The following is a 10,006-nucleotide window of genomic DNA, read 5'->3' as shown; positions in this document are numbered from 1 at the left end:
CCCTCTCGGGCTTTCCTCCGGGCGCTTCCTTCGTTCTTGCGTTTCCGACTCTATCAGATCTTTCCGACCCGATTTCCTCGGTGCTTTCCGGTCCCGAATTTGTTTCTTCGAGGCCTTCCGGCGTGTCCACTACGTTAGCCGATTTCCCTGGAGACTCATAATCGAGCTCTTTTGAAACGAATTTCGGCATGCCGAAATAGGTCCCGTTGGGATTCGTCGTAAGGAGTGGATGGCCGCTCCAGGAGACTTGAAGTAAGCACTTCCCGTCTCAAGCGGCTCGGGCCACATTACGCGTCTGTTGCGGCCGAGTCAAGGCGGCGCTTCCGCGGCGTGTGGGCCCGGTAGGGGCTCACGGTCCGGTCGCCGTCGATCCAGAAGCGCCACGGGTGCGGGGCGCCGTCGCCGCCCACGCCGGTGCGGGGGCCCGAGCGGATCAGGGCGGCGGCGACCGGGGTGCCCATGAACAGGGAGAGCGGGGCGTCGAGGCCGGCGCAGGTGTCCGTGCCGTTCAGAGTGAGGGCGACGTCGAGGGCGGTGGCCAGGCGGGCCGGGCCCTTGGCGAGCTCGGCGTCGGAACGGGCCGAAAGTCGGCGCTTCCTGGCCTGTTCCGTACCGCTCAGGATCTCGCCCGCGCGGAGCAGGACTCCGCTCGCGTGGCCTTCCGGGCCGCACACCAGGTTCAGGCAGTGCCACATGCCGTAGGTGAAGTAGACGTACGCGTGTCCGGGCGGGCCGAACATCACGGCGTTGCGGGCGGTGCGGCCCCGGAAGGCGTGGGAGCCCGGGTCGATCGCGCCGGCGTACGCCTCCACCTCCGTGAGGCGGAGCTCGATACGGCCCTCGGGGGTGTTCCGCACCAGGGTGCGGCCCAGCAGGTCCGGGGCCACCTCCAGGACGGGGCGGTCGAAGAAGGCCCGGGGGATCGGCGTACGGTCGGGGCTCTCGTTCATGGCGTCCGAGCGTAGTGGGGAACCGGCTACGGTCGTCACGCGTATGTAGGGGTCAGGACAGCGCAGGACGGACAAGGAGTCGTAGGTATGGGGTTCAAGAAGCTGCTCGCGAGTCTGGGTGCGGGTGGGGCGTCGGTGGAGACGGTGCTGACCGAGGAGAACGTCGTCCCCGGTGGCGTCGTCCAGGGTGAGGTGCGGATCCAGGGCGGCTCCGTGGCCCAGCAGATCGAGGGGCTGTCCGTCGGGCTGCAGGCGCGGGTCGAGGTCGAGGGCGGCGACCAGGAGCACAAGCAGGACATCGAGTTCGTGAAGGTGCGGCTCGGCGGGGCCTTCGAGGTGCAGGCCGGGGCGGTGCACGTGGTGCCGTTCGGTCTTGAGATCCCGTGGGAGACGCCGGTGACGGCCATCGCGGGGCAGCAGCTGCGCGGCATGAACATCGGGGTGACGACCGAGCTGGAGATCGCGCGCGCGGTGGACTCGGGCGACCTGGACCCGATCAACGTGCACCCGCTGCCGGCGCAGCAGGCGATCCTGGACGCCTTCATCCAGCTGGGCTTCCGCTTCAAGAGCGCGGACATGGAGCGCGGGCACATCCGCGGGACGCGGCAGCGGCTGCCCTTCTACCAGGAGATCGAGTTCTTCGCGCCGCAGCAGTACCGGGGGCTGAACCAGGTCGAGGTCAGCTTCGTCGCGGACGACCGGGAGATGGACGTCGTCCTGGAGATGGACAAGAAGCCGGGGCTGTTCACCGAGGGCAGCGACTCGTTCCGCTCGTTCACCGTGGGGCTGCACGACTTCCACACCACCGACTGGGCGGCGTACCTGAACCAGTGGCTCGCCGAGGTCGGCGGGCGCCGCAACTGGTTCTAGGCTCGGCCGCGCAGGACGTGTTCAGAGTGGCCAGCGATACGGAGGTTCCAGACGTGGCCGAGGGCAAGAGGGCGCCGCTCCCCCATGACTTCCACCCGGCGGTGCCGGAGTTCACCGTGGTGAGCGACGACGTCGCGCAGGGCGGGGTACTGAAGGACGCGCAGGTGTACGCGGCGGGGAACACCTCCCCGCAGCTGAGCTGGGCGGGCTTTCCCGCGGAGACGAAGAGCTTCGCGGTGACCTGCTTCGATCCGGACGCGCCGACGGGCAGCGGTTTCTGGCACTGGGTGCTGTTCGACATCCCGGTGTCGGTGACGGAGCTGCCGGCGGGTGCCGGTTCGGGGGCGTTCGCGGGGCTGCCCGCGGGCGCCGTGCAGGCGCGCAACGACTACGGGTCGCGGGACTTCGGCGGGGCGGCTCCGCCGGCCGGGGAGAACCACCGGTACGTGTTCACCGTGTACGCGGTGGACGCGGAGAAGCTGGGGCCCGACGCGGACGCGTCGCCCGCCGCGGTCGGCTTCCACCTGCGCTTCCACACGCTGGGGCGGGCGCAGCTGATCGGTGAGTACACGGGTCCCGCGGAGAGCTGAGCGTTCGTTGGTTGTTTGCCCGCTTCTGGTCTTGGAGAGATCAGAAGCGGGCATCTTTTCGTTTGCGGATATTGCGTTGTCCTACCCGGCGTGCCCGGCCAGAGTTGATCCAAGCCCGGAGCCCCGAGCGGGGCTGGGCCGGCACACGGGAGGTGGGCACAATGCGGGACACGCTGGTACTGAACGCGAGCTTCGAGCCGCTTTCGACGGTGACACTCAACCGTGCGGTGGTGCTTGTCCTGCAGGACAAGGCCGTCGTGGAGCAGGAGCATCCCGGTCTGCGCGTGCGGGCCGCCGCGGTGGACATGGCCGTGCCCCGGGTGATCAGGCTCTGCCGGTACGTCCGGGTGCCCTTCCGAAGACAGGCTCCGTGGTCGAGGCGGGGCGTGCTGGTCCGGGACCAGCACCGGTGCGCGTACTGCGGACGGCGGGCGACGACCGTCGACCATGTGGTGCCGCGGGCGCAGGGCGGCGGGGACCACTGGATGAACACGGTGGCCTCGTGCGCGGAGGACAACCACCGCAAGGCGGACCGGACGCCGGAGCAGGCGGGGATGCCGCTGCTGCGCCAGCCGTTCGTGCCGACGCCGGCGGACGCGATGCTGTTGGCGATGCGGGCGGGCGAGCGGTCGGAGCTGCCGGAGTGGCTGACCTCGGAGCAGGCGGCGTAGCCCTTCTCGTATCTGCTCGTATCAGCTCGTATCAGCTCGTATCAGCTCGTATCAGCTCGTATCAGCTCCTGGTCGTCGGTGTGTCGGTGGGCCCGCCCCTCGTCGGGGGCGGGCCTTCTCGTCATCTCAGGGTGAGCTGGAGGATGGCGACGGTGCCGACGGCGATGATCACTCCGCGCAGGACGGCGGGTGAGAGGCGCTTGCCGACCTTGGCGCCGATCTGGCCGCCGATGGTGGAGCCGACGGCGATGAGGAGGACGGCGGTCCAGTCGAAGTCGGCGACGAAGAGGAAGAAGGCGGCGGCGACGCCGTTGACGACGGCGCCGAGGATGTTCTTGACGGCGTTGATGCGCTGCAGGCTGTCGTGCAGCAGCAGGCCCATCAGGGAGAGGTAGAGCACGCCCTGGGCGGCGCCGAAGTAGCCCCCGTAGACGCTGGCGAGGAAGAGGCCCACGAGGAGGACGGGGCCGCCGTCGGGGTGGGCCTCGGTGCCGGTGGCCTCGCGGCGGCGCCGGACGGCGGCGGCGATGCGGGGCTGGAGGAGGACGAGCAGGAGCGCGATGCCGATGAGGACGGGGACGATCGCGTCGAAGGCGTCGGAGGGCAGGGCGAGCAGGAGGATCGCGCCGACGAGTCCGCCGACGAGGGCGGTGCCGCCGAGGCGGAGGACGCGTCCGCGCTGTCCGGTGAGTTCGCTGCGGTAGCCGATGGCGCCGCTGATGGAGCCGGAGACGAGTCCGAGGGTGTTGGACACGTTCGCGGTGATGGGCGGCAGGCCGGTGGCGAGGAGGACGGGGAACGTGATCAGCGTGCCCGATCCGACGACGGTGTTGATGGCGCCGGCGGCTGTGCCGGCGCCGAACACCGCGAGTGCTTCCCAGATGGACAAGGCCATCTCCCTTACATGGTCAGTGAGTCGCCTCCCCGCCCCGGTGTGATGGTCCGGGGTCGAGGGGCTCGCACCGATCATGCACGAGGATTACGTGTACGTGTCAGTCAACTCGGGGCTCTTCGCGGCGCTCGCCGCCGTCGGCGGGGGGTGCCGCCTTGGTGAAGCCGGAGGCGCCGGGCGCCACGTTGCCGAGGGCGCCGGAGAGGCCCTTGAGGGCGTCGCCGATCTCGCTGGGCACGATCCAGAGCTTGTTGGCGTCGCCCTCGGCGATCTTCGGGAGCATCTGGAGGTACTGGTAGGAGAGCAGCTTCTGGTCGGGGTCGCCGGCGTGGATGGCCTCGAAGACCGTGCGGACGGCCTGCGCCTCGCCCTCGGCGCGGAGCGCGGCGGCCTTGGACTCGCCCTCGGCGCGCAGGATCGCGGACTGCTTCTCGCCCTCGGCGGTGAGGATCTGGGACTGGCGGATGCCCTCGGCGGTGAGGATCGCGGCGCGCTTGTCGCGGTCGGCGCGCATCTGCTTCTCCATCGAGTCCTGGATGGAGGTGGGCGGCTCGATCGCCTTGAGCTCGACGCGGTTGACGCGGATGCCCCACTTGCCGGTGGCCTCGTCGAGGACGCCGCGGAGGGCCGCGTTGATCTCCTCGCGGGAGGTGAGGGTGCGCTCCAGGTCCATGCCGCCGATGATGTTGCGGAGGGTGGTGACGGTGAGCTGCTCGATGGCCTGGATGTAGCTGGCGACCTCGTAGGTCGCGGCGCGGGCGTCGGTCACCTGGTAGTAGATGACGGTGTCGATGTTGACGACGAGGTTGTCCTGGGTGATCACCGGCTGCGGCGGGAACGGCACGACCTGCTCGCGGAGGTCGATGCGGTTGCGGATGCGGTCGATGAAGGGGACGACGATGTTGAGTCCCGCGTTGAGCGTGCGGGTGTAGCGGCCGAAGCGCTCCACGATCGCGGCGCTCGCCTGGGGGATGACCTGGATGGTCTTGATCAGGGCGATGAAGACAAGCACCACCAGAATGATCAGGACGATGATGACTGCTGACATCGTGTTCCCTGTGCCCTTCGCTGCGGGTTGCCGGTTGACTACGAGATGATGATCGAGTTTCCCAGACCGCGGGGCGTCATGGGCGAGGTTCGGTCACATGACGACGGCGGTGGCCCCGTCGATGTCGACGACGTCGACCTGCTCGCCCGGTTCGAAGCTCTGGCCGGTGTCGAGCGCCCTGGCGGACCAGACCTCGCCGTTGAGCTTGATGCGGCCGCCCGAGGAGTCGACCCGTTCCAGGACCAGCGCCTGACGTCCCTTCAGGGCGTCGATGCCGGTGGCGAGTCGGGGGCGGTCGTCGCGGTGCCGGGCCGCTATGGGGCGGACCACCGCGATGAGGGCGACGGAGACCGCGGCGAACGCGATCACCTGGCTGACGACGCCGAAGCCGAGGGCGGCGGTCACCGCGCCCGCGATCGCTCCGACGGACAACATGCCGAACTCGGGCATCGCGGTGAGGACGAGGGGAATGCCGAGCCCCACCGCGCCGATCAGCCACCAGACCCATGCGTCGATGTCCACAAGGTCATGGTAGGGCGGGTGGGGCTCCGGGGACAGGGCGCGGCGGGGGCGTGGCACTGTGCGGGGACCGCGCCTCCTGCGTCGCGGCTCAGGAGAGCGGCAGGCCCTGCGCGGTGTAGCGGTCGCCGACGTGCTCGACGACGAGGGGCAGGCCGAAGCAGCGGGAGAGGTTGCGGGAGGTGAGCTCGGTCTCCATGGGGCCGGCGGCGAGCACCTTGCCCTGACGGATCATCAGGACGTGGGTGAAGCCGGGGGCGATCTCCTCGACGTGGTGGGTCACCATGATCATCGAGGGGGCGTACGGGTCGCGGGCGAGCCGGCCGAGGCGGCGGACGAGGTCCTCGCGGCCGCCGAGGTCGAGGCCGGCGGCGGGCTCGTCGAGGAGGAGGAGCTCGGGGTCGGTCATCATCGCGCGGGCGATGAGGGTGCGCTTGCGCTCGCCCTCGGAGAGGGTGCCGAACTTCCGGTCCAGGTAGTCGGTCATGCCGAGGCGGTCGAGGAAGGCCTTGGCGCGCTCCTCGTCGACCGGGTCGTAGTCCTCGTGCCAGGTGGCCGTCATGCCGTACGCGGCGGTGAGGACGGTCTCCAGGACGGTCTGGCGCTTGGGCAGCTTCTCCGCCATGGCGATGCCGGCCATGCCGATGCGGGGGCGGAGGTCGAAGACGTCGACGGCGCCGAGGCGCTCGCCGAGGATCGTCGTGGTGCCCTTGGTCGGGTAGAGGTAGCTGGAGGCGAGGTTGAGCAGGGTGGTCTTGCCGGCGCCGTTGGGGCCGAGGATGACCCAGCGCTCGCCTTCCTTGACCGACCAGGAGACCTCGTCCACCAGAGCCCGTCCGTCGCGGACCACGGATACGTCCACCAGCTCCAGTACATCGCTCATGAGCGCGGTCTCTCCCCTTGCGGTCGAATCTTCTTCGTCGCCTTGCGCCTGCGGGCGCGGCGTCCAGGGAAAAACCTACGCCACCGGCGGGCCGGGCCGGTCCTTAGGGCTTGCTTTGCGCCGTGGGGCGGGCCGGGAGTCCCTAGGGTGGGGGGCATGTTCTCGGAACCACGCTCAGGTCGTCTGGCCGCCTGGGGCAATGCCCTGCTGGCCGGGGCGGTGTCGCCGGACGACGCGGCGCTCGCCATTGTCGGGGAGGACGCGGTGCACCGCGTGGAGGGGCTGCCGGGCGAGGCGGGGCCGGTCGGCCTGACGCTGGCGCTGGGGCGGCTGCGGCGGCTCGGGGTGACCGGGTGGCGGGTGGCGCTGCCCGCGCCGGGGCATCCGCTGGGGCTCAGCGGGCCGCCGGAGTTCAACGCGCGGGCGCTGGAGGCGGAGGAGGCGGTGGTCGGTTTCGGCGCGCCGTACGGCCTGGTGCCGGAGGTCTCGGAGGCGGGGCCGGCGGGTGATCTGCACGTGGAGGTCGTCTGGCGGTGCCTGGCGGTACGGGAGGCTCCGCCGGCGGACGTGCCGTCCCTGGGCGAGGCGGAGCGGGAGCTGGCGGAGGCCCTGCGGGAGGCGACGTCGGTGCTGACGCGCCTGGACGTGGCGGCCTCGGGCCCGACCGCGGAGGCCGCCCGCGACGCGTACCGCGCCCGCGCGGAGACCGGCCGCGAGGTGCTGGCCCCGGGCTATCCGCCCCGCGCGGTCCGCGTCCTGGAGCTGGCCCAGCGGATCGGCCTGCTGGTGGACCTGGCGTACGACCACGGGCACGGCGGCGCGGTGAGCGCGGCGGAGATGGCGGCGCGGGGGGCCGCCTTGCGGCCGGTGGAGCGGGTGGCGCGGCGGGCGCAGGTCGCCGCGTACAACGCCTACGTCGAAGAGCGGGAGCGCGAGCGCGGGTTCTAGGGGGCCGCTTCGCGAGCGGGCCGGGTGCTGCGTACCCCGGCCCCGGTCGGCGGACGGAGTCCGCTGCGGCACGGCGAAGCCTGGGAAGCGCCCCGGCGCTGAGCAGTGCGAGCCGCGCGGGCGTGAGGAGAGGCTGGCGGCGCGGGGGCCGCCTTGCGGCCGGTGGAGCGGGTGGCGCGGCGGGCCCAGGTCGCCGCGTACAACGCCTACGTCGAAGAGCGGGAGCGCGAGCGCGGGTTCTAGGGGGCCGCTTCGCGAGCGGGCCGGGTGCCTCGTGCGCCGGGCTTCCTGTATGAGGAGGGCTCGGGGCCTTCGGGCTCCCGGGAAAGGGATCGGCCCCCGGGGGGATCGTCCGGGGGCCGATGGTGGGGCTGGGGGTCAGTGGTTGACGGCCCCGTTGCCGAAGGCCGGGTTGAGCAGGCCGATCACGTTGATCGTGTTGCCGGAGACGTTCACGGGAACGTGGACCGGGACCTGCACCAGGTTGCCGGAGGCCACGCCCGGGGAGTGGACGGCCTGGCCGTGGGCGTCCGCGTCGGCGGAGGCGACACCCGCACCGGCGGCGACGATGCCACCGGCGACCATGGTGAGGGCGGCGGCCTTCTTGAGGTTCTTCACTTCAGGATCCTTTGGTCATCGCTGCGGCCGGTCCGCCGCAGCACGCCATGGAGAACGCCCCACCGTCCGCGCGGTTGCGCCGAACGGGGGACATACACACGACGGTATGACCGGTGGAACGGGCGTGCGCCCCCGCGCACTCAGGTGGTGAGACCGTGGCGCACGGCCCAGAGCGCGGCCTGGGTGCGGTCGGCGAGGTCCAGTTTCATGAGGATGTTCGAGACGTGGGTCTTGACCGTCTTCTCGGACAGGACCAGGGCGCGGGCGATCTCCCGGTTGGAGCGTCCGTCGGCGATCAGGCCCAGCACCTCCCGCTCGCGCTCGGTCAGGGTGGAGCCTCGGCCCGTGCCGTGGCCGTGGTCCTCCTGGCTCAGCAGCGCGCCCGCCACCTCGGGCTGGAGCAGCACGTGCCCGGCGTGGACGGAGCGGATGGCGCCGGCGAGCGCGTCGGGGTCGATGTCCTTGTAGACGTAGCCGCTCGCGCCGGCGCGCAGCGCGGGGACGACCGTGCGCTGCTCGGTGAAGCTGGTGACGATCAGGACGCGGGCGGGGTTGGCCAGCTCGCGGAGGCGCCGCAGGGCCTCGATCCCGTCGGTGCCGGGCATCTTGACGTCCATGAGGACGACGTCGGGCCGCAGCTCCTCGGCGGCTGCCACGCCCTCGGCGCCGTCGGACGCCTCTCCCACTACCTCTATGTCGTCCTGGACCTCCAGGAACGTGCGCAGGCCTCGGCGGACCACCTGGTGGTCGTCGACCAGCAGCACGCGGATCGGCTTCCTCTTCTCCTCAGCCACCGGGGACCTCCATCTCGATCGTGGTGCCCCGCCCCGGGGCCGATGTCACGGTCAGGGTGCCGCCGACCCCGGCGGACCGGTCCCGCATGGAGACCAGGCCCAGGTGCCGTCCGGCGCTGCGGACCGTGCGCGGGTCGAAGCCCCGGCCGTCGTCGGCGACGGTGAGCCGGGCGCCCGTCCCGCTGCGGGCGAGGGTGACGGTGACGAGCGCCGCGCCGGAGTGACGCAGCGCGTTGTGCAGGGCCTCCTGGGCGACCCGCAGCACGGCCTCCTCCTGCGCGGCGGGCAGGGCGCGGACGCCGCCGCCGTCGAAGGTGACGCGGGCGGTGTGGGCCCGGTCGAGGACCTGGATCTGGGTGCGCAGGGTGTGCACCAGGCCGTCCTCGTCGAGGGCGGCGGGCCGCAGCTCGACGACGGCGGCGCGCAGCTCGTCGGCGGCCTCGGCGGCCAGCACGGCGACCTGCTGGAGCTCGTCCTTGGCGCGGGCCGGGTCGCGGTCGACGAGGGCGGCGGCGGCCTGGGCGGTGAGCCGCAGGGAGAACAGCTTCTGGCTGACGGCGTCGTGCAGCTCGTGGGCGAGCCGGGAGCGCTCCTCCGCGATGGTCAGCTCGCGGCTGCGCTCGTACAGGCGCGCGTTGGTCAGCGCGATGGCCGCGTGCTGGGCGAGGAGGGTGAGGAGCTCCTCGTCCTCGGCGGTGAAACCGCAGCCGCCGGCGGGCTTGGGGCAGCGCTTGTTGGCCAGGAAGAGGGCGGCGAGGGTCTCCTCGCCGTCGCGGACCGGCAGGCCGAGGAAGTCGGACATGTCGGGGTGGGCCTCGGGCCAGCCCTCGAAGCGGGGGTCCTCGCGGACGTCGGCGAGGCGCTCGGGCTCGGCCTTGTGGAGCATCGCGGCGAGGATGCCGTGCTGGCGGGGCAGCGGGCCGATGGCCTTCCACTGCTCGTCGCTGACGCCGTCGACGACGAACTGGGCGAAGCCCCCGTGGTCGTCGGGGACGCCGAGCGCCGCGTACTCCGCGTCGAGCAGCTCGCGGGCGGAGGCGACGATCGTCTTGAGGACGTCGCGGACCTCCATCTGGCGGTTCATCGCCAGCAGGGCGCTGCTCACGGCGGCCAGGCCGGAGCTGGGGCGGTGGCTCATGTGTTCACCGTACCGGCGGGGTGTGACGGTCCGTATCCGCCCGAGGACTCCGATGGGGCGGGTCCCTGGGCCTAGGTCGAAGTGC

At 71.6% G+C, this 10,006-nt stretch carries 13 protein-coding genes; 4 read left to right on the top strand and 9 right to left on the bottom strand.

The window, feature by feature from the left end:
* Together ACZ6J5_RS14860 and ACZ6J5_RS14855 are read right to left on the bottom strand one after the other, a co-directional pair.
* Positions 1 to 190 (bottom strand): hypothetical protein (locus tag ACZ6J5_RS14860; RefSeq protein WP_469391339.1); only part of this gene is annotated, 190 nt, incomplete at its 3' end.
* A 97-nt stretch (positions 191 to 287) separates the two neighbouring features.
* Positions 288 to 950, bottom strand: coding sequence for a DNA-3-methyladenine glycosylase (locus ACZ6J5_RS14855; RefSeq protein WP_469391337.1), 663 nt, complete (start codon positions 948 to 950; stop codon positions 288 to 290).
* An 87-nt stretch (positions 951 to 1,037) separates the two neighbouring features.
* Here ACZ6J5_RS14855 and ACZ6J5_RS14850 point away from each other — a divergent pair, with 87 nt between their 5' ends.
* The 3 genes from ACZ6J5_RS14850 to ACZ6J5_RS14840 all read left to right on the top strand — a co-directional run bounded on the left by ACZ6J5_RS14850 (position 1,038) and on the right by ACZ6J5_RS14840 (position 3,081).
* Entirely contained in the window at positions 1,038 to 1,820 is a 783-nt protein-coding gene (locus tag ACZ6J5_RS14850; protein WP_362476838.1) for a sporulation protein, read from the top strand.
* Positions 1,821 to 1,873: 53 nt separating this feature from the next.
* Complete coding sequence (locus ACZ6J5_RS14845) at positions 1,874 to 2,410, top strand: YbhB/YbcL family Raf kinase inhibitor-like protein (protein WP_469391335.1); 537 nt, start codon at positions 1,874 to 1,876, stop codon at positions 2,408 to 2,410.
* A gap of 161 nt (positions 2,411 to 2,571) precedes the next feature.
* Entirely contained in the window at positions 2,572 to 3,081 is a 510-nt protein-coding gene (locus tag ACZ6J5_RS14840) for an HNH endonuclease (protein WP_469391333.1), read from the top strand.
* Between the two features lie 121 nt (positions 3,082 to 3,202).
* On the opposite strand, the gene ACZ6J5_RS14835 is transcribed toward ACZ6J5_RS14840, so the two are convergent.
* From ACZ6J5_RS14835 to ACZ6J5_RS14820, 4 genes are all read right to left on the bottom strand, one after another.
* Positions 3,203 to 3,976, bottom strand: coding sequence for a sulfite exporter TauE/SafE family protein (locus ACZ6J5_RS14835; protein WP_469391331.1), 774 nt, complete (start codon positions 3,974 to 3,976; stop codon positions 3,203 to 3,205).
* Between the two features lie 97 nt (positions 3,977 to 4,073).
* Positions 4,074 to 5,021, bottom strand: a complete 948-nt coding sequence (locus ACZ6J5_RS14830; protein WP_469391330.1) for an SPFH domain-containing protein — start codon at positions 5,019 to 5,021, stop codon at positions 4,074 to 4,076.
* A gap of 93 nt (positions 5,022 to 5,114) precedes the next feature.
* On the bottom strand, positions 5,115 to 5,543 hold the full coding sequence (locus tag ACZ6J5_RS14825) for an NfeD family protein (RefSeq protein WP_469391328.1): 429 nt from the start codon (positions 5,541 to 5,543) through the stop codon (positions 5,115 to 5,117).
* Positions 5,544 to 5,631: 88 nt separating this feature from the next.
* Positions 5,632 to 6,423, bottom strand: coding sequence for an ABC transporter ATP-binding protein (locus ACZ6J5_RS14820; protein WP_469391326.1), 792 nt, complete (start codon positions 6,421 to 6,423; stop codon positions 5,632 to 5,634).
* Positions 6,424 to 6,579: 156 nt separating this feature from the next.
* On the opposite strand from ACZ6J5_RS14820, the gene ACZ6J5_RS14815 reads away from it, so the two are divergent.
* Positions 6,580 to 7,371: a hypothetical protein gene (locus ACZ6J5_RS14815; protein ID WP_469391324.1), complete on the top strand. Its 792-nt coding sequence runs from the start codon at positions 6,580 to 6,582 to the stop codon at positions 7,369 to 7,371.
* Positions 7,372 to 7,749: 378 nt separating this feature from the next.
* Here the strand turns inward: ACZ6J5_RS14815 and ACZ6J5_RS14810 are convergent, their stop codons facing one another.
* From ACZ6J5_RS14810 to ACZ6J5_RS14800, 3 genes are all read right to left on the bottom strand, one after another.
* A complete protein-coding gene (locus ACZ6J5_RS14810; protein ID WP_469391322.1) occupies positions 7,750 to 7,989 on the bottom strand; it encodes a chaplin in 240 nt (79 codons plus the stop codon).
* Positions 7,990 to 8,129: 140 nt separating this feature from the next.
* Positions 8,130 to 8,783 carry a response regulator transcription factor gene (locus ACZ6J5_RS14805; RefSeq protein WP_362476852.1) on the bottom strand — a complete coding sequence of 218 codons (654 nt, stop codon included), beginning with the start codon at positions 8,781 to 8,783 and terminating at the stop codon, positions 8,130 to 8,132.
* On the bottom strand, positions 8,776 to 9,921 hold the full coding sequence (locus ACZ6J5_RS14800) for a GAF domain-containing sensor histidine kinase (RefSeq protein ID WP_469391319.1): 1,146 nt from the start codon (positions 9,919 to 9,921) through the stop codon (positions 8,776 to 8,778). Before ACZ6J5_RS14800 ends, ACZ6J5_RS14805 begins: the two co-directional genes overlap by 8 nt.
* Positions 9,922 to 10,006 lie beyond the last annotated feature (85 nt).

This window comes from Streptomyces sp. NPDC042100 (genome assembly GCF_055582325.1).
This window is presented reverse-complemented; position numbering and strand designations above follow the sequence as displayed.

Coding starts and splice junctions, on each gene's coding strand:
- ACZ6J5_RS14855 (WP_469391337.1), bottom strand. CDS start 950: ATGAACGAGAGCCCCGACCGTACGCCGATCCCCCGGGCCTTCTTCGAC.
- ACZ6J5_RS14850 (WP_362476838.1), top strand. CDS start 1,038: ATGGGGTTCAAGAAGCTGCTCGCGAGTCTGGGTGCGGGTGGGGCGTCG.
- ACZ6J5_RS14840 (WP_469391333.1), top strand. CDS start 2,572: ATGCGGGACACGCTGGTACTGAACGCGAGCTTCGAGCCGCTTTCGACG.
- ACZ6J5_RS14835 (WP_469391331.1), bottom strand. CDS start 3,976: ATGGCCTTGTCCATCTGGGAAGCACTCGCGGTGTTCGGCGCCGGCACA.
- ACZ6J5_RS14830 (WP_469391330.1), bottom strand. CDS start 5,021: ATGTCAGCAGTCATCATCGTCCTGATCATTCTGGTGGTGCTTGTCTTC.
- ACZ6J5_RS14820 (WP_469391326.1), bottom strand. CDS start 6,423: ATGAGCGATGTACTGGAGCTGGTGGACGTATCCGTGGTCCGCGACGGA.
- ACZ6J5_RS14815 (WP_469391324.1), top strand. CDS start 6,580: ATGTTCTCGGAACCACGCTCAGGTCGTCTGGCCGCCTGGGGCAATGCC.
- ACZ6J5_RS14800 (WP_469391319.1), bottom strand. CDS start 9,921: ATGAGCCACCGCCCCAGCTCCGGCCTGGCCGCCGTGAGCAGCGCCCTG.